Below are 18038 nucleotides of genomic sequence, written 5' to 3'. Positions count from 1 at the left end.
TCACCGGTGCAGCCCGCCGCCCCGGCGGCTGGCCGAGGCGACGAGCGCGTCGGCGACCTCCTCGGCGCCCTCGACCCGCAGCGCGGCCGTGGTGATCCGCAGGTGGTCACCGCCCTCGGGGGCGACCAGGAACGGCCGGCCGGGCGCCGCGCCGATGCCCTGGGTGGCGAGCAGCACGAGCGCGTCCCGCTCGTGCTCCACCGGGACCCAGACGTTGAAGCCGTCCCTGGCGAGCACCGGGATGCCGCGGTCGGCCAGCGCGCAGGCGAGCGCCTGCCGCCGGTCGATGTAGACCTCGCGGGCGCGGGCAACGGCGCGCACGCAGCGCGCGTCGGCGAGCATGTCCGCGAGCAACTGCTGCAACAACCGCGACGACCAGGCCGGCCCGAGGTTGCGGCGGGCGATCACCGGCTCGATCAGCTCGGCGGGACCGGCGACCGCCGCCAGCCTCAGGTCCGGCCCGTGCGACTTGGAGAAGCTGCGGATGGTGACCGTCCGGTGCGGCAGGTGCATGGCCAGGCTGACCGGCCCGGCCACGGCGATGTCGCCGACGTGGTCGTCCTCGACCACCGTGCAGGACGGCGCGGCCGAGCGCAGCACCGACGCCAGCTCCAGCGCCCTGGCGTGGCTCATGCTGGCACCGGTCGGGTTGTGCGCCCTGGGCTGCAGCAGCAGCACGGCGGGTTCCTCGGGCGGCAGCGGGCCGGCGCCACTGTCCAGCGCCGCGCGCAGCGCCCGAGGGCACATGCCCTCCGCGTCGATGCCGACCGGGACCGGCCGCGCCCCGATCAGCTCGAGCAGGTCCAGGAACGGCGGGAAGGTCGGGTTCTCCACCAGCACCCGGTCGCCGAGGCGCAGCACGCTGGTCAGCACCCGGTCCACCGCGTCCAGCGAGCCGTCCACCACGGTGACGCACTCCGGGTCCCAGACGTCCTGCCAGGACCGGCGGATGATCCGCTCCAGCGCCGGCAGCACCGGCGGGTCGAGGTAGCCGGACAGCTGGGGTCCGCGCCGGATGCCGGCCAGCACCTCGTGCATCGGCGGCAGCAGCGCCGGGTCCGGGACCCCTGCCGACAGGTCCAGCGCGAACTCGCCGGCGGTGCCCGCGATGCGCCAGAACCGGCTCGGCCAGCCGGCCCGGTGGTGGGCGTCGGCCACGAACGAGCCGTTGCGGCCGTTGGTCCTGACCGCCCCGATCCGCACCAACGAGCGCCACGCCTCGTTCACCGTCGTCGGGCTGGTGCCCAGCTCGCGCGCGAGCGCCCGCACCGTCGGCAGCCGTGAACCCGCCGCCAGCTCGCCCGACTTGATCAACCGGCTCACCGCGGCCGCGATCCCGGCGGCGGACCGGTTCTCGGCGGCCTGCGCGATCCGGACCGTGGTCTTCTCGTCCACCGCCGCCCCGATTAATTGGTCTGTAACAAACGAGCTATTGCTCCAAGTATGAACCGAACAATATGGTCCAGGCCACAGGGGACCGCCAGCGGGTCACGATCCGGGAGTGAGTTGGCATGCCGAACCTCGTCCGCGCCGCACTGGTACAAGCCAAGTGGACCGGCGACACCAGTTCAATGGTCGACGCGCACGAGGCGCACGCCCGTGCCGCCGCCTCGGCCGGTGCAAAGATCATCGGCTTCCAGGAGGTCTTCAACGCGCCCTACTTCTGCCAGGTGCAGGAGGCCGAGCACTACCGGTGGGCCGAGCCGGTCCCGGACGGGCCGACCGTCCAGCGGATGTGCTCGCTGGCCAAGGAGTTGGGCATGGTGCTGGTGGTGCCGATCTACGAGATCGAGGGCTCGGGCTTCTACTACAACACCGCCGCGGTGATCGACGCGGACGGCCGCTACCTGGGCAAGTACCGCAAGCACCACCTTCCGCAGCTGCCCGGCTTCTGGGAGAAGTTCTACTTCCGGCCCGGCAACCTGGGCTGGCCGGTGTTCGACACCGCCGTCGGCAGGGTCGGCGTCTACATCTGCTACGACCGGCACTTCCCGGAGGGCTGGCGCGCGCTGGGCCTGGCCGGGGCGCAGCTGGTGTACAACCCGTCGGCGACCAGCCGGGGGCTGTCGTCCTACCTGTGGAAGCTGGAGCAGCCGGCCGCCGCCGTGGCCAACGAGTACTTCATCGCCGCGATCAACCGGGTCGGCGTGGAGGAGTACGGCGACAACGACTTCTACGGCACCAGCTACTTCGTGGACCCGCGCGGCCAGTTCGTCGGCGAGGTGGCCAGCGGCGACGCCGAGGAGCTGGTGGTGCGCGACCTGGACTTCGACCTGATCGACCAGGTCCGCCAGCAGTGGGCGTTCTACCGGGATCGCCGCCCGGACGCCTACCAGTCGCTGGTCCAGCCGTAGGGGGCCGCCGTGTCCGAGGGAATCCACGCAGAGCTGCTCAAGCGCCGCCAGGCCGTGCTGCCGTCCTGGCTGTCGCTCTACTACGACGAGCCGATCGAGATCGAGTACGGCGAGGGCCGCCACGTCGTCGACGCCGAGGGCAACAGGTACCTGGACTTCTTCGGCGGCATCCTGACCACGATGACGGCGCACGCGCTGCCTGAGGTCGCGGCCGCTGTATCGACGCAGGCCGGCAAGATCCTGCACACCTCGACGCTGTACCTGAACCGGCCGATGATCGAGCTGGCCGAGCAGGTGGCCGAGCTGTCCGGGATCGACGACCCCCGGGTGTTCTTCACCTCCAGCGGCACCGAGGCGAACGACACCGCGCTGCTGCTGGCCACCGGGTTCCGCTCGTCCAACCAGGTGCTGGCGCTGCGCAACGCCTACCACGGGCGGTCGTTCTCCGCGATCGCCATCACCGGCAACACCGGCTGGGCGCCGACCAGCCTGTCCCCGGTGCAGACCTACTACGTGCACGGCACCCGCCGCCGCGGCACCCCGTTCGCGGATCTCTCTGACGAGGAGCTGACCGCCGCCTGCGTGGCCGACCTGGAGGACGTGCTCGCCCAGGTCCGCGACAACGTGGCCTGCTTCATCGCCGAGCCGATCCAGGGCGTCGGTGGGTTCGCGATGCCGCCGGACGGGCTGTTCGCCGAGTTCAAGAAGGTGCTGGACCGGCACGGCATCCTGTGGATCTCCGACGAGGTGCAGACCGGCTGGGGCCGCACCGGCGACCACTACTGGGGCTGGCAGGCGCACGCCACCGGCGGCGCCCGCCCGGACATCATGACCTTCGCCAAGGGCCTGGGGAACGGCCTGTCCATCGGCGGCGTGGTGGCCCGCGCCGAGATCATGGACAGCGTCGCCGCGAACTCGCTGTCCACCTTCGGCGGCAGCCCGGTGACCACCGCCGGCGCGCTGGCCAACCTTCGCTACGCGCTGGACCACGACCTGCAGGGCAACGCCCGCCGGGTGGGCGCCGTGCTGCGCGCCCGCCTCGACGAGGCGGCCGCCCGGCTGCCGGTGGTGGCCGAGGTGCGCGGCCGGGGCCTGATGATCGGCGTCGAACTGGTCGACCGCGACGGCGGACCGTCGCCCAAGGCCGCCACCGACGTCCTGGAACACGCCCGACGCGGCGGCCTGCTGATCGGCAAGGGCGGCCTGCACGGCAACGTGCTGCGCATCGCCCCACCGCTGACCCTGACCGCCGAAGAAGCCGAAGAAGGCGCCGCCGCCCTGGTGGCCGCCCTCGAACATGCAGGTCACAAGCCGTGAGTGGCTAGGGGCGCTATAGCGACCCTAGCCACTCACGGGCTCTGAGCTGGGAGAATGCGTATGGGCACGACGTTGGTTACGGGCGGTCTGGTGATCTCGGCGTCGGACGAGGTCACGGCGGACGTGCTGGTGGACGGGGAGCGGGTGGTTGCGCTGCTCGCGCCCGGGTCCGGGCTGGTGGACAGCGCGGACACGGTGATCGACGCGAGCGGGAAGTACGTGATCCCGGGCGGGGTGGACGCGCACACGCACATGGAGATGCCGTTCGGCGGGACGTATGCCAGCGACACCTTCGAGACCGGCACCCGAGCGGCGGCGTGGGGCGGGACGACCACGATCATCGACTTCGCCATCCAGAGCGTGGGGCATTCGCTGCGCGAGGGACTGGACGCCTGGCATGCGAAGGCGGACGGCAACTGCGCCATCGACTACGGCTTCCACATGATCATTTCTGACGTGGACGAGCAGTCCATGAAGGAGATGGACGTGCTGGTCGGCGAGGGCGTGACCAGCTTCAAGATGTTCATGGCCTACCCGGGGGTGTTCTACTCCGACGACGGGAAGATCCTGCGCGCGATGCAGCAGGGCGCCGCGAACGGCGCGCTGACCATGATGCACGCGGAGAACGGCATCGCCATCGACGTGCTGGTGCAGCAGGCGCTCGCGGCCGGCCGGACCGACCCGCGCTACCACGGCGACGTGCGGCACGCACTGCTGGAGGCAGAGGCCACCCACCGGGCCATCCAGCTCGCGCGGGTGGCCGGCTCGCCGCTGTACGTGGTGCACGTGTCGGCGCAGGAGGCGGTGGCCGAGATCGCGGGGGCGCGGGACAGCGGGCTGCCGGTGTTCGCCGAGACGTGCCCGCAGTACCTGTTCCTGTCCACCGACGACCTGGCCAGGCCGGACTTCGAGGGCGCCAAGTACGTCTGCTCCACGCCGCTGCGGCCGAAGGAGAACCAGGCGGCGCTGTGGCGCGGGCTGCGCACCGACGACCTCTCGGTGGTGTCCACCGACCACTGCCCGTTCTGCTTCAAGGGCCAGAAGGAGATGGGCCGGGGCGACTTCTCCAAGATCCCGAACGGCATGCCGGGCGTGGAGAACCGGATGGACCTGCTGCACCAGGCGGTGGTCGACGGGCACATCAGCCGCCGCCGTTGGGTGGAGCTGGCCAGCACCGCGCCGGCCCGGATGTTCGGCCTGCACCCGCGCAAGGGCACCGTCGCGCCGGGGGCCGACGCGGACATCGTGGTGTACGACCCGGGCGCCGAGCAGGTGCTGTCCGCGCAGACCCACCACATGAACGTGGACTACTCCGCCTACGAGGGCAGGACGATCACCGGGCGGGTGGACACCGTGCTCTCCCGTGGTGAGGTGATCCTCTCCGGCGGGGAGTACACCGGGCGCCCCGGCCGGGGCAACTACCTGAGCCGTTCGACCTGCGACTACCTCGGTTAAGGGAGTGACCATGGACTTCGGGCTGGTGCTGCAGACCGACCCGCCGGCATCCGAGCTGGTGGCGCGGATGGGCAGGGGAGAGCAGGCCGGGTTCGGCCACGGCTGGACGTTCGACTCCTGCGTGCTCTGGCAGGAGCCGTTCGTGATCTTCTCCCAGATCCTGGAGCACACCAGGAACCTCAAGGTCGGCACCATGGTGACCAACCCGACCACTCGCGACTGGACGGTCACCGCGTCCGGGTTCGCCACCCTGAACGAGATGTTCGGCAACCGCACGGTGTGCGGGATCGGTCGCGGCGACTCCGCGGTGCGGGTCACGGGCGGTCGGCCCGCCACGCTGGACACCCTGGGCAGGGCCATGCACGTGATCAAGGAGCTGGCCGAGGGCCGCGAGGTGGACCTGGACGGCACGCCGGTGCGCCTGCCGTGGGTGGTGGACGGGCGGCTGCCGGTCTGGATGGGCGCGTACGGCCCGAAGGCGCTGAAGCTGGCGGGGGCGCGGGCGGACGGGTTCATCCTGCAGCTCGCGGACCCGTACCTGACCCGGTGGATGGTCAAGCACGTCCGCGACTCCGCCGCCGAGGCCGGCCGCGACCCGGACTCGGTCACCATCTGCGTCGCCGCGCCCGCCTACGTCTCCGACGACCTCGCACACGCCAGGGACCAGTGCAGGTGGTTCGGCGGGATGGTCGGCAACCATGTCGCGGACCTGGTCACCCGGTACGGCGAGAGCTCGGACCTGGTCCCGCTCGAGCTCACCGAGTACATCAAGGGCCGCGCCGGCTACGACTACCGCCACCACGGCCGCAGCGGCAACCCGGACACCCAGTTCGTGCCGGACGCGATCGTGGACAGGTTCTGCCTGGTCGGGCCCGCCGAGGCGCACATCGAGAAGCTCCAGGAGCTGCGCGACGCCGGGGTGGACCAGTTCGCGGTCTATGACATGCACGACGCGGTCGACGCGACCATCGACGCCTACGGCGAACACATCATTCCAGCCTTGAGTTGAGAGCCATGACAACGATTCCTGAGCGGGACGTCGAGCGCGTCGACGAGCATGGCCGGGTCGATCTGACCGACCGTTCCGCCGTTTCCGACAGCCGGTTCGCCAACGCCGAGCTGCTGCCGACCAGGCTGGCGGAACGGAAATGGACGACGTACAACTACGCGGCGCTGTGGATGGGAATGGCGCACAACATTCCCAGCTACCTGCTCGCGTCCGGGCTGGTCGCGCTCGGGATGGACTGGCTGCAGGCCTTCCTGACGATCACGCTCGCCAACTTGATAGTGCTGGTCCCGCTGCTGCTCAACAGCCATGCCGGCACCAAGTACGGAATTCCGTTCCCGGTGTTCGCCAGGGCGTACTACGGCCTGCGCGGCGCCAACCTGGCGGCGTTGCTGCGCGCGTTCATCGCCTGCGGCTGGTTCGGCATCCAGACCTGGGTAGGCGGGCAGGCGATCTACGTCATCGTCGGGACGCTGGCCGGCGACGGGTGGCTCAAGGCGGCCCCGATCGGCGGCCACGCGTGGACCATGTGGCTGTCCTTCGCGGTGTTCTGGCTGGCCCAAATGGTGCTGATCTGGCGGGGGATCGAGGGCCTGCGCCGGTTCGAGAACTGGGCGGCCCCGCTGGTCACCGTGGCGTTCCTGGGCCTGATGGTCTGGATCGTGGCCCAGATCGGCGGATTCGGGCCGATCTTCACCCAGCCGTCCAAGCTGGGCTGGGGCGCCGGGTTCTGGGCGGTGTTCGCGCCCTCGCTGATGGGCATGATCGCGTTCTGGGCGACGCTGTCGCTGAACATGCCGGACTTCACCCGGTTCGCCGGCAACCAGCGCCGGCAGCTGCTCGGCCAGGTCTACGGGCTGCCCACCACCATGGCGTTCATCTCGATGATCTCGATCGTCGTCACGTCGGGGACGATCGTGCTCTACGGCGCCGCGATCTGGGACCCGGTCGAGGTGGCCAGCCGGTTCACCAGCCCGGTCGCGGTGGTGATCGGGTTGGTGATGGCCGTGCTCGCCACCATGTCCTGCAACGTGGCGGCGAACGTGGTGAGCCCGTCCTACGACTTCTCCAATGCGCTGCCTCGCTGGCTGAACTTCCGGACCGCCGGGCTGACGACCGGGGTCATCGGCATCCTCATCCAGCCGTGGCGGTTGGTGTCCGACCCGCACACCTACATCTTCACCTGGCTGGGCTTCTACGGTGGCGTCCTCGCCTCGGTCGCCGGCGTGCTGATCGCCGGGTACTGGGTGATCGGGCACCGGCGGATCGATCTGGTCGACCTTTATCGACCGGAAGGCCGGTACTGGTTCACGGCGGGGTGGAACTGGCGTGCGGTCGCCGCGACGGTGGTGGGTGCGCTGGTGGCGGTGGGCGGTGCCTACTCAGCGCCCGGCACCGGCCCGTTCCCTGCCGACGGGCTGATCCCGGTGTTCAAGCCGCTCTACGACTACAGCTGGGTGGTCGGCCTGATCGTCGGGTTCGTGGTGTACCTGGTGCTGTCCCGGGCGCCGGCGAGGACGCACGGGTGAGCTGTTCCTTGGCGGCCGGGAAGAGCATGATTCCGGCGACGACCAGCACGGCGCCGGCCATGTGCCAGGCGGTGAGCGACTCGCCGAGGAAGACGACCGCCGTCAGCACGCCGATCACCGGGACCATGTTGAGGATCACGCCTGCCATTCCGGCCGGGACCGACCTGATCGCCTGGTTGTACAGCAGGAAGCTCAGCGCAAAGCACACCCCGCCGACGAACATCGCGGCCAGCCAGTAGCGGGGCTCGACGCTGGTGGGCAGTGGTTCGCGGCCGGTCAGCCACGGCCACACCGCGAGCGGCAGGGTGAACGCGGTGGCGAAGGTGAACTGGTACGTGGTCATGGTGAGCGCGTCGGCGGTGGAAGCCACCTTCGCCGCGAGCGTCACGTAGACGGCCGCCGCGACGGAACCCGCGACCACGATGAGGTCACCGAGGTTGAACCCGGTCCCGACGTCGCCGCCGCCCAGCGCGAGCACGCCGGCGACCGCCAGCGCGATGCCCAGTACGGACCGGGCACGGATGCGCTCGGACAGGAACGCGGCGGCCAGCATCAGCACGAAGATCGACTCCGTCACGCCGAGCAGCGACGCGTTCGTGGCCGTGGTGTAGGTGAGGCCGACCGTGAGCCCGCCGTAGGCCAGCGCGGGCTCGAACAACCCGAGCAGCGCGAACCGTCCTCTCCCCGGCGCCGGCCGGACGCCGCGCACCAGCGACACCGCCCACAGCACGGCGCTCGCGGCGGCCAGCTTGACCACGAGCATGGTCGCCGGGCCGAACCCGGCCAGGGCGTACTTCGTCGCCGTCGTCGCGCAGCCCCACCCCACGGCGGCCGCGACCAGCATCAGCCGGAACCGCCAGCCCCCGCTCATGAGACGGCCCTCTCGACCGGGCAGCGGTCCTGCGGGCAGGCCACGTAGTCGCACAGCCGGCAGATCCGGTCCGCGCGCTCCCGGTTCACCGCCATGCCCGCGAGCGCCGGCTCGGCCACCGCGGCCAGGGCGTCGCGCTGGGCGTCGGTCAGCGGTTCGAGCGCGCGCCGCAGGACCTCGCGCCGCCGCGCCACGATCTCCTCGGCGACGGCCGCCCCGCGCTCGGTGAGCCACAGCGACACGCTGCGCCTGTCCCGGCCGGGGCGTCGTTCCACCAGTCCGTCGGCGACGAGCCGGTCCACCAGCCGCACGGTCCCGGAGCCGGTGATCCCGAGCACCCGGCTCAGCTCGTCGATGCGTTCGCCGGGCACGAAGTGGATGGTGGCCAGCGCCGAGGCGCCGTTGGCCCCGTGCGCCCCGGCGCGGCCGGTGGTCTCGTCGAGCGCGTCGGCCAGGGCGACCACCAGCGCGGTGACGAGGTTCGCCGACCTGTCGTCCATGTCTCGACATTAACTGACTGAGTCAGTCATTTCAACCGCGACCATCCGGGGGTCGGGCGAGCGCGGTGGCGCGCGGGTGAGGTGTCAGCGCCGGGCCAGTAGGTCGTCGAGCACTGCCCCGAACGCCTGGCGCGCCCACCGATCGAACCGCGACCCGGCCCGCCGATCACGCTCACCCCCGAGGACACCTGGCTGTTCGCCGCGCTGGCCAAGGACGGCAGGATCGAGATCCCCGCGCTGGCCGCCGCCACCGGCTGGTCCGCGTCCACCACCCGACGGCGGTTGGCCGAACTGCGCCGCAACGGGTTCCTGCACTTCGATGTGGACATCGACGCGGCGCTGTTGGGCTACACCGCCGTGGCGATCCTCTGGCTGACCGTCGCTCCCGCCGCGCTCACCACGATCGGGCGGGCGCTGGCCGGCCACCGGGAGGTCGCGTTCGCCTCGGCGACCACCGGTCCGGCGAACCCTGGTGGCGCACCTGGTCTGCCGGGACACCGACGCGCTGTACGACCACCTCGCCGAACGGGTCGGCCCGCTGCCCGGGGTGATGGGCGCGGAGACCGCGCCCATCACCCGGCTCGTCAAACGCGCGGGAACCCTGTTACCGACGTGACCCTTCGCGGGTCAGAACCGGCCGTCGCGCTTGTCGAAACGGCCTCCGGCGCAGTGGTACAGGTGCATGTCACGACGGTCGCGGACCCAGTGACCACCGCCGCGCCGGCAGTCCTCCTTGCGGATCTGCTTCGGTGGCGGGGGCGGCGCGACGCTGGCGGCGGCCGGAACGACCGTCGCGTCGACCGTGGACGCGGCCGCCGATGCCGGCGCGCCGGCCACGCCGACCGCGAATAGCACCGCGGCCAGTGGAAATGTCACCCTGCCCACGGCAGGAAGAATCCGAGCCATCATCAGGTCCTTTCGGGGAGCGCTTGGGGGTGCCCTTCCTAACACCGGCCCGACATTCTGAGCAAAGATTTAGAGAATCCGACGGCGGGTTTTCTCAGTGCTTCTTCAGAATGCGCGCTCGCGAAATCGCGCCGACGACGTCCGCTATACGATCTCGATCCGCTGGCGCAGCGGGGTCGGCGCCTGGTCGCGGTCCGCGCCGGTGGGCGTGCGGATCACGATCCGGGTCCGGTCCGCCCGGAACAGGTCGTGGGAGAACTCGAAGGCGGCGCCGTGCGAGTCGGTGGTGGTCCGGGTGATGGACAGCAGCGGCGCGTCCTCGTTGACGTCCAGGATGGCCGCCTCGTGCGCGGTGGCGTGGACCACCTCGATGCGCTCCAGGGACTGGTCGGGGGACAGGTGGTAGTGCTCGCGGATCAGGTCGTAGATCGACCCGCCGAGCGGGAGGTCCAGCATTCCGGGGAAACGGGCGGCCGGGAACCGCGCGTGCTCCAGTGAGATCGGGCTGCCGTCCGCGAGCCGAATGCGCACCACCTCGTACACCAGCTCGCCGGGCCGCACCTCCAGCGCGGCGGCGGTGGCCTCGTCGGCCCCGGTCATGGCCGTGCTGACGATCCGGGTGCCGGCGGTCATGCCCTGCTTGCGCAGCAGCGCGGGCACGCCCACCACGCTGGACAGGTCGCGCTCGATCTTCGGTTCGCTGACGAACGTGCCGCCGCCCCGGCCCGGCAGCCGGCGCACCACGCCGGCGCGCTCCAGCGCCTCCAGGGCCTGGCGCAGGGTGGCGCGGCTGACGCCGTAGGACTCCGCGAGCTCACGCTCGGCACCGAGCCGCTGGCCGGGCCGGAGCCGGCCGGACGTGATGTAGGTGAACAGCTGCTGGCGGATGTCCTCGGCGGTCGTCGGTACCTCGGGCCCGCCCGTGGCGGCCGTGGGTGACGTGGTCATGCGGTCGTCTCACCTCCTGGTGCGCGCCACGCTATCCCGGCCGGCCGGCTTTGGCCCAACCGATCCCAACCAATTCGTCGTATTGGGTCAGACCGCGTCGAGCGACTCCGGGAGCACCTGCCCGCCGTCGATGACGAGGGTCTGGCCGGTGATGTAGCCGGCCTCCTCGGTGGCCAGGAACAGCGCGGCGTTGCCGATGTCCTCGACGCTGCCGAGGCGTTTCTGCGGGATCGACGCGCTCATCTGCCGCAGGTAGTCCTCGCCCATGTCGCGCAGACCCTCGGTCAGGATGTTGCCGGGCAGCACGGCGTTGACGGTGATGCCCATCGGCGCCAGCTCGATCGCGGCCGTGCGCATGAACCCGAGCTGGCCGGCCTTGCTGGCGCCGTAGTGCGTCCAGCCCGGGAAGCCGGTGATCGGCCCGGTGATCGACGAGGTGATGACCACCCGGCCCCGGCCGGAGCGGCGCAGCGCCGGCAGGCACGCGGTGACCGGGAGCATGGTGCCCTTGAGGTTGATGCCGAGCACCTCGTCGATGTCCTTGGCCGTCATGTCCGCGAGCCGGCGCTCCGGGAACACCCCGGCGTTGGCGCAGAGCACGTCGATGCCGCCGTGGCGTTCCTGCGCGACCGCCGCGATCCGCGCGCAGCTGTCCGGGTCGGTGACGTCGCCACTGAGCGCGGAGACCTCCCCGTCGAGCCGGTTCAGCTCGTCGGCGGCGGCGCGGACGGCGGCCTCGTCGCGGGCCACCACCAGCACCCGCGCGCCGGCGCGGGCGAACACGCCGGCGATGCCCTTGCCGATGCCCTTGCTGGCGCCGGTCACCACGACCGAGCGGCCGGCGAGTGGGGTGAACATGCGGTTCCTCCTCTAGGCGAAACGGGACAGGTAGCGCTCGGCCAGCTCGCAGCCGCCCTGGGTGTAGCCGGCCCCCAGCTCGCGGGCCAGCTCGACACCGGTGTGCGAGCCGATCCAGGCGGTCAGCAGGAGCCGTCGGAACAGGATGAACGTCCGGGCCTCCGCCTCGTCGGCGGCCGGCAGGTCGAGGACCTTGCGGTAGCCGGCCAGCCAGCCGTCCACCAGCTCGGGCACCCGCGGCTCGTGCTCGAAGAAGCTCACGGCGGTGCCGAGGTCGTAGAGGTACCAGCCGCACCCGCAGTCGTCGAAGTCGATCACGCTGACCGCGCCGGTATCGTCCACCAGCAGGTTGGCCAGCCGCAGGTCGGCGTGGATGAGCCCCCACCGGTCCGGGCTCGCGCCGTACGCCGCGAGCCGGCGCCGCAGCACGGCCTCCAGCCGCCCCAGGGTGGCCAGCTCCTCGGTGCCCATCCCGACGCCGTCGCGCCAACGGCCCCACCGGGCCCGCTGGCCGAACGCGGCCTCGGTGTCCCAGCGGAAGCGGGTGAACCCGGCCGGTCGGGGCCACTGCCGGGCGTGGCGGTGCATGCGGGCGGTGATCTCGCCGAGGCTCTCGAAGTCCGTCCGGCGGGCGGGCGGCTCCGTGCCGGGCAGGAACTCGAACATCACGCCGTGCCGGACCGGGCCGTCGTCGCTCGGCTCGATGCGCGCCACTGGCTCGCCGTCGCGGGTGGGGACCACCGACGGGGTGCGCACCCCGGCCTGGTCGCGCAGCGCCGACAGCCAGGCCAGCTCGGAGCGGATGGCCTCGGGGGAGTGGTAGTCCAACCGGTGGATCCGCAGCACGGTCCGTGCGCCGGCGTCGTCCACCTGAAAGGTCGCGTTCTCGGACAGCTCGAGCAGGGTCACGTCGGCGTCCGGGGTGACGTCGTAGCCGGCGAGGGCCTGGCGGGCCACGGCGGTGAGGCGGGCGACCGCGTCTGCCGCCGAGAGGTCGTGGATGGGCATCGTTGCCCCTTCCGTCCGTGCTGGTGGTCGTTACGAGTGTCGGCCCTCGATCGAGGTCAGGGCCCGGGTGATGGCCTCGCGCGCGGCCAACACGTCCTTGGTGGCACCGCTGAGGTAGAGCCGGCCGGCGGCGCCGATCATGGACACGGTGACCAGGGTGGCCGCCGGCGCCGCCTTCTCCGCCTCGTTGGCCGCCACCGAGGCGAACAGCGCGGGCGTCAGCTCGTAGACGAGCAGGCTCTCGCCGGGCAGCACCATGGACGCCTCCCGGTTCCGGTTGATGATCACAGCGTGCTGGTCGGTGATCTCCTCGATGACGTCGGAGTACAGGATGCGCGGTGCGAGCTGGTCGTGCGCGGCGACGCCAAGGCCGTCCAGCACGGCGGTTCCGGCCGCGTCGAGGCGGGTCAGGTCGGAGCCGTGCAGTTCGAGCACGCCGAACTGGCGCTCCACGAACAGCAGCCCGACCTCCACCTCGGGTACGGCCTTGCATGCCAGGTCGGTGGCGCGCTCGATGGCCAGCCCGGGGGCCACCTCGATGATCAGTGAGTGCTGGCCCTCCGTCGGCGGGTAGCCGCGCGCCCTGGTCGGGGTGCCCAGGTAGGCCGCGAACTGCCGCTGGAGGTCCTCCACCCGCAGGTAGACCCGCAGCTCGGTGGGCACCGCACCGGGTGGTGCGGCCACTACTCCTCGCTCACGCCGAAGTGCCGGCCCAGCTCGGCGTGCGGGCGGGGGATGACGTGCACGGACACCAGTTCGCCCACGGTGGATGCGGTGTCCGCGCCTGCCTCGGTGGCCGCCTTGACCGCGCCCACGTCGCCGACCACGGTGACCGCGACCAGGCCGTCGCCGACCTGCTCACGGCTGACGATGAGCACGTTCGCGGCCTTGACCATGGCGTCGGCGGCGGCGAGGGCCGCCACGTAGCCCTTGGTCTCGATGAGACCGATGGCATTACTCGACATTGTTCACATCCCTTTCTGTCATTTCGCCTCACTCGCCGGCGGGGCTGGATGAGCGCTCTTCACCGAGTCGGTTTGATCTCGGTGCGGGTCGCGCTATCGGGCTGGTGGTCGATGGAGCCGATGACCAGGGCGTCCACCGGCGGGGGCGTGCCGGGGAACCAGGCGGCGGCCACCGAGCCCTGGGTGACCAGCACCCGCTCGCCGATGCCGCTGCCCAGCACGTCGAAGGCGATCAGCCGGGCGCCCCCGTCCTCCACCTGGACCTCCAGGAAGGCGCCGCTGGGCAGGCCGTCCACCTTCTTGGTGGCCCAGACGTTGCCGGTCACGATCGCTCGCAGCATCAGGACTCCCTTTCCACGGCCACGCCGAGCGCCTTCGCCTTGTCCCTGGCCAGCGGCGTGAGCACGGCTCGTCGTCCGAGCACGAGGGTTTCGCCGGCGCGGGCGGCCTCGGTGACCAGCCGTTCGGTCACCGCGCCCTTGTCCACCCGCCTGGTGGTTTTCCGCTCGGCGGGCTCCGGGGGTGCACTGGCGCCCAGGGTGAAGCGCAGCCGGCCGGCGCGGACGTCGTCGCGGCGCTCGGGGTTCTCGAGCAGCTCCAGCAGCCGGCGGACGAACCGATCCAGGTCGGCGTCCGTACGCAGCGTCACCACCTCGGCGGCGGCCGGCGCGGGGGCTCGGTCGGCGACGGAGGGGAGTGCCTCGCGCAGCAGCTCACGAACCATCAGGCGCAGCTCGTCGTCGTTCATCGTTGCCCCCCGAGGGCGGCTTCGGCGGCGTCGGCGGCCTGGCGGATGTCGCCCTCGCGGCCGGTCAGGTAGACGCGGCCGGTCGCGCCGATCATCCGGTAGTCGACCAGCTTCACGCTGGCCGCCTTCTCCGCCTCGTTGGCGGCCAGGATCGCGTAGGACGCCGGCTGCATCTCCAGCACGAACAGCGACTCGCCGGGCAGCGCCATCGAGCCGAGCTTGTTGCGGTTGATCAGGAACGCGTGCTGGTTGTCGATCATGCTGACGATGGTGGCGGCCAGGATCTTCGGCCGGGTGGCGTCGCGCTCGTCGGCGCCGAGCCGGTCGAGCACGGCGGTGCCGGCGGCGCGGACCTGCGCGGTCGGGCCGTGCAGCTCCAGGTAGCCGAACTGGCGCTCGACCACCAGGATCCCGGCCTGCACCTCGGCGTGCTTGAGCGCCACGTCGGTCAGCGGCTCGATGTCCAGGCCGGGGGCGACCTCGATGACCTGGGCGGCCATCCCGGTGCGCGGCAGCCGACCCCGGATCCAGCTGCCCAGGTAGCACATCGTCTGCGGTTGCAGCTGGTCGATGAAGATGAACGAGCGTAGCTCCGCCACGGCCCTCAGCCCTTGATCATCTCGGCCAGCTCTTCCCTGATCAGCCGGCGCAGCCGCTCCCGGAGCTCGCCGTTGTCGCCGGCCGGTTCTGGCGCTGGACGATCAACTGACAGGTTGGACGCGTGCGGGTACGCGGGCACCGGGCCGGTCGGGTCGCGCCACGGGTCGAGGCCGGCGAAGTCGCCGAACGGCTCGGCGGGGTCGGCGTTGTAGGCGATGCGCGACCAGTTGACCAGGTGCTCGGGCTCCAGGTTGGCCCCGACCGAGGACCGCCCGAAGTACCCGGTGCCGATGGTCATCGACGGCGCCAGGTTCGTTTCCAGGCCGGCGCTGCCCAGGCTGTTGCCCACGTTGACGCTCACCCGCAGCACCGGCACGTCGGTGCTGTAGGCCAGCACCGTGCGCGGGTCGGTGCTGTGGATGGCGGCGGAGTGCCCGGCGCCGCCGATCCGCAACAGCGCCCTGGCCACGTCGATGCCGCGCCGGGCCGAGGGCACCCTGATGACGCCGAGCACCGGGCAGAGCTTCTCGTGAGCGAGCGGTTCTTCGGGCACGGCGTGGTCGAACGGGGCGAGCAGCACCCGGGTGCCGTGGGGGACCCGTACGCCGGCCCGCTGGGCGATCCAGGTCGCGTCCTTGCCCACGAAGCCCGTGTCGAACCGGCCGTCCGGGAACAGCGCGGCCCGCACGCGGTCGCGGTCCGGTTCGGCGAGCGGGTGCGCGCCGGCGCGCGTGAGCAGGCTCCGCAGCCGGTCGGCGATGGGCTCCTCGGCGATCAGGACGGACTCGTTGGTGCACAGGATGGAGTTGTCGAACCCCTTGCTGTCCACGATCCGGGTGGCCGCCTTGGCCAGGTCCGCGGTGGCGTCCACCAGCACCGGCACGTTCGCCGGGCCGACGCCGAGCGCGGGGTTGCCCGACCGGTAGGCCGAGCGGACCATCGCGGTGCCGCCGGTGGCCAGGATGACGGCGGTGCGCGGGTCGGTCATCAGCGCGTCGATCAGCGGGATGGACGGCTCCTCGACGACCTGGACGACGCCGTCCGGGGCGCCGGCGGCCACGGCGGCCTCGGCGAGCGTGCGGGCGGCGGCGGCGCACACCTGCTTGGCGGCGGGATGCGGGCTGATCACCACGGCGTTGCGGGTCATCAGCGCGAGCAGGATCTTGAAGTAGACGGTGCAGACCGGGTTGGTCGACGGGGTGAGCGCCAGGACCACCCCGGCCGGGCGGGGCACCCGGACGATCTTCGCGTCCGCGTCGACGCGCGGGGTGACGTAGTCGTGGTCCCGGTAGGCGTCCACGATGCCCTGGGAGCAGGCGATGTTCTTGATCACCTTGTGCTCGGCGACGCCGAACCCGGTCTCCTGGACCGCGCGCTCGGCGTACTCCTCGGCGTGCGCGGCCGCAACCTTTCCAACCGCTTGAACGATTTGGTCGACCGATTCTTTGCCGTAGCGGGAGAACGCCCGCGCCGCCCAGGTGGCCCGTTCGAGCATGGCCAGCGCGCGGGGCACCTCGTCGTGTCCCATCAGCTCGCCCTCCGCGCCGGCCGGGCGGCCTCGCGCCACGCCTCGCCGATGGCGACCTCGGTGCGGTCGAGCAGCTCCTCGCACAGCTCGGGGGACATCAACAGCCCCGGCTTGTACTGCAGCACCCTCGGGTCGAGCGTGGAGAAGATCGCCCAGACGCCGTTCTCGTAGAGCCGCCTCATCACGATCTTGGCGCCCTCCGGGTGGGCGAACTCCAGGCCGATCACGACGCCGTTCTGCCGGATGCCGACCAGCCAGTCCGGGTAGTCGTCCTGGATCCGGCGCAGGCCCCGGCCGATGGTGTCGGCGATGTAGTGCACCATCGAGCGGGTCTCCGGCCGGCCGCACACCTCCAGCGTCTTCAGCCCCGCGACGCAGCCCAGCTCGGCGCCGCCGAACGTGGAGATGTGGCCGAAGCCGTCCTCGCTCAGCCACGCGCCGGCCCGCTCGTTGACCAGCACCGCCGAGATCGGGTACAGCCCGCCGGAGATCCCCTTGCCGATCACCATGATGTCCGGCTCGATGCCGTGCTTGGCGATGCCCCACATCTCGCCGGTGCGCATCAGCCCGGTCTGCACCTCGTCGGCGATGTAGAGCGCGTCGTAACGCTCGCACAACGTCTTGACCGCCTCCAGGTAGCCCGGCTCGGGCAGCGGGAACCCGTAGGTGGCCGGGATCGTCTCCATCACCACGGCCGCCACGTCGCGCGCCCGCAGCGCCGCCTCCATCGCGTCCAGGTCGTTGAACGGGACGTGGGTGAACTCCTCGGGCCGGTCGGCGAGGAACAGCGTGGAGAACCTGTCGTCGCCGGTCCCGACGGCCAGGCCGGTGTGCCCGTGGTACGCCTTGACGATCGAGACGATCCGGCGCTTGCGGGTGGCGTGCCGGGCGGACTTGAGCGCGATGTCGACGGCCTCCCCGCCGCCGCTGCCGTAGATCACGTTGGTCAGGCCGGGCGGCGCCGACCGGACCAGGGCCTCGGCCAGCGCGGTGCGGGTGAGCGCGGCGAAGTGGTGGTTGCCGATGTCGAAGCGGTCCATCGCGGCGGTGAGCGCGGCGGCCACCTCGGGGTTGCGGTGGCCGAGGTTGTAGGTGCCGCCGTTGAGGTGCACGTCGATCAGCCGCTTGCCCGACATGTCGTGGATGAAGTAGCCCTCCCGCCGGTCGATGACCAGCGGCACGCCGGCGTCCACCCAGAACCGGGTCTTGCCCGGGTTCCAGAACTCGACGGACTTGGCCAGCATCTCGTCCTTGGACTCGAAGCTGAAGAGGCCGTAGTCGTGCGCCACCGGGCCTCCTTACGGTCTCAAACGGTTGACCAAAGGATGGTTTAGCTCGATCCGGCCGTCAACAGTCGTGCTCCGTCTGGCCGATCCTGAGACCGAATCTCTTGTTTGGTCTCACGGCTGGTGTTACGGTCCGCCCTTGCTGTGACCCGGGTCATG

The 18038-nt window shown here is 71.3% G+C and carries 20 protein-coding genes and 1 pseudogene; 7 read left to right on the top strand and 14 right to left on the bottom strand.

Annotated elements, in window-relative coordinates; genetic code table 11:
* Complete coding sequence (locus N912_RS0103130) at positions 1–1395, bottom strand: aminotransferase class I/II-fold pyridoxal phosphate-dependent enzyme (RefSeq protein WP_211261114.1); 1395 nt, start codon at positions 1393–1395, stop codon at positions 1–3.
* Between the two features lie 116 nt (positions 1396–1511).
* On the opposite strand from N912_RS0103130, the gene N912_RS0103125 reads away from it, so the two are divergent.
* From N912_RS0103125 to N912_RS0103105, 5 genes are read left to right on the top strand one after another with little or no spacing between them, the layout of a single operon-like run.
* Complete coding sequence (locus tag N912_RS0103125; RefSeq protein WP_028921277.1) at positions 1512–2354, top strand: nitrilase-related carbon-nitrogen hydrolase; 843 nt, start codon at positions 1512–1514, stop codon at positions 2352–2354.
* Positions 2355–2363: 9 nt separating this feature from the next.
* Positions 2364–3671, top strand: a complete 1308-nt coding sequence (locus tag N912_RS0103120; protein WP_028921276.1) for an aspartate aminotransferase family protein — start codon at positions 2364–2366, stop codon at positions 3669–3671.
* 60 nt (positions 3672–3731) lie between these two features.
* Positions 3732–5126 (top strand): dihydropyrimidinase, encoded by a 1395-nt coding sequence (hydA, locus tag N912_RS0103115; RefSeq protein ID WP_028921275.1) that lies wholly within the window; start codon positions 3732–3734, stop codon positions 5124–5126.
* 10 nt (positions 5127–5136) lie between these two features.
* Positions 5137–6135 (top strand): TIGR03842 family LLM class F420-dependent oxidoreductase, encoded by a 999-nt coding sequence (locus tag N912_RS0103110; protein ID WP_028921274.1) that lies wholly within the window; start codon positions 5137–5139, stop codon positions 6133–6135.
* A gap of 5 nt (positions 6136–6140) precedes the next feature.
* The gene (locus N912_RS0103105) at positions 6141–7661 is read left to right on the top strand and encodes an NCS1 family nucleobase:cation symporter-1 (protein WP_028921273.1); all 1521 of its coding nucleotides are present in this window, start codon (positions 6141–6143) and stop codon (positions 7659–7661) included.
* Here the strand turns inward: N912_RS0103105 and N912_RS0103100 are convergent.
* Positions 7564–8532: a DMT family transporter gene (locus N912_RS0103100; protein WP_028921272.1), complete on the bottom strand. Its 969-nt coding sequence runs from the start codon at positions 8530–8532 to the stop codon at positions 7564–7566. The genes N912_RS0103105 and N912_RS0103100 overlap by 98 nt on opposite strands.
* Positions 8529–9032: a MarR family winged helix-turn-helix transcriptional regulator gene (locus N912_RS49155; RefSeq protein WP_037062714.1), complete on the bottom strand. Its 504-nt coding sequence runs from the start codon at positions 9030–9032 to the stop codon at positions 8529–8531. The genes N912_RS0103100 and N912_RS49155 overlap by 4 nt, the downstream gene beginning before the upstream one ends.
* Positions 9033–9158: 126 nt before the next feature.
* Here N912_RS49155 and N912_RS66735 point away from each other — a divergent pair.
* Positions 9159–9296: pseudogene (locus tag N912_RS66735) on the top strand (AsnC family protein); the annotation flags it as partial.
* A 208-nt stretch (positions 9297–9504) separates the two neighbouring features.
* Positions 9505–9648: a hypothetical protein gene (locus tag N912_RS65510; RefSeq protein WP_245645165.1), complete on the top strand. Its 144-nt coding sequence runs from the start codon at positions 9505–9507 to the stop codon at positions 9646–9648.
* Between the two features lie 11 nt (positions 9649–9659).
* Here N912_RS65510 and N912_RS0103085 read toward each other — a convergent pair whose 3' ends face one another.
* The 11 genes from N912_RS0103085 to N912_RS0103035 all read right to left on the bottom strand — a co-directional run bounded on the left by N912_RS0103085 (position 9660) and on the right by N912_RS0103035 (position 17882).
* Positions 9660–9887, bottom strand: coding sequence for a hypothetical protein (locus N912_RS0103085; RefSeq protein WP_028921271.1), 228 nt, complete (start codon positions 9885–9887; stop codon positions 9660–9662).
* Positions 9888–10082: 195 nt separating this feature from the next.
* Positions 10083–10886, bottom strand: coding sequence for a GntR family transcriptional regulator (locus N912_RS49145; RefSeq protein WP_051579511.1), 804 nt, complete (start codon positions 10884–10886; stop codon positions 10083–10085).
* Between the two features lie 87 nt (positions 10887–10973).
* Positions 10974–11744: a 3-oxoacyl-ACP reductase FabG gene (gene fabG, locus N912_RS0103075; protein WP_028921270.1), complete on the bottom strand. Its 771-nt coding sequence runs from the start codon at positions 11742–11744 to the stop codon at positions 10974–10976.
* Between the two features lie 12 nt (positions 11745–11756).
* Entirely contained in the window at positions 11757–12752 is a 996-nt protein-coding gene (locus N912_RS0103070; protein WP_051579509.1) for a phosphotransferase enzyme family protein, read from the bottom strand.
* A 30-nt stretch (positions 12753–12782) separates the two neighbouring features.
* Entirely contained in the window at positions 12783–13436 is a 654-nt protein-coding gene (locus N912_RS0103065; protein WP_028921268.1) for a microcompartment protein, read from the bottom strand.
* Positions 13436–13717, bottom strand: a complete 282-nt coding sequence (locus N912_RS0103060) for a BMC domain-containing protein (protein ID WP_028921267.1) — start codon at positions 13715–13717, stop codon at positions 13436–13438. Before N912_RS0103060 ends, N912_RS0103065 begins: the two co-directional genes overlap by 1 nt.
* A 59-nt stretch (positions 13718–13776) precedes the next feature.
* Positions 13777–14058: a EutN/CcmL family microcompartment protein gene (locus N912_RS0103055; RefSeq protein WP_028921266.1), complete on the bottom strand. Its 282-nt coding sequence runs from the start codon at positions 14056–14058 to the stop codon at positions 13777–13779.
* Positions 14058–14465: a hypothetical protein gene (locus tag N912_RS0103050; RefSeq protein WP_028921265.1), complete on the bottom strand. Its 408-nt coding sequence runs from the start codon at positions 14463–14465 to the stop codon at positions 14058–14060. The genes N912_RS0103055 and N912_RS0103050 overlap by 1 nt, the downstream gene beginning before the upstream one ends.
* Positions 14462–15064, bottom strand: a complete 603-nt coding sequence (locus N912_RS0103045) for a BMC domain-containing protein (protein ID WP_028921264.1) — start codon at positions 15062–15064, stop codon at positions 14462–14464. Before N912_RS0103045 ends, N912_RS0103050 begins: the two co-directional genes overlap by 4 nt.
* A 5-nt stretch (positions 15065–15069) precedes the next feature.
* On the bottom strand, positions 15070–16632 hold the full coding sequence (locus tag N912_RS0103040; RefSeq protein WP_245645164.1) for an aldehyde dehydrogenase family protein: 1563 nt from the start codon (positions 16630–16632) through the stop codon (positions 15070–15072).
* Positions 16593–17882, bottom strand: coding sequence for a class-III pyridoxal-phosphate-dependent aminotransferase (locus N912_RS0103035; RefSeq protein ID WP_028921262.1), 1290 nt, complete (start codon positions 17880–17882; stop codon positions 16593–16595). The genes N912_RS0103040 and N912_RS0103035 overlap by 40 nt, the downstream gene beginning before the upstream one ends.
* Between the last annotated feature and the right edge of the window lie 156 nt (positions 17883–18038).

The sequence above is a fragment of the Actinospineispora acaciae DSM 45401 genome (assembly GCF_000620785.1).
Classification (GTDB): domain Bacteria; phylum Actinomycetota; class Actinomycetes; order Mycobacteriales; family Pseudonocardiaceae; genus Pseudonocardia; species Pseudonocardia acaciae.
This window is presented reverse-complemented; position numbering and strand designations above follow the sequence as displayed.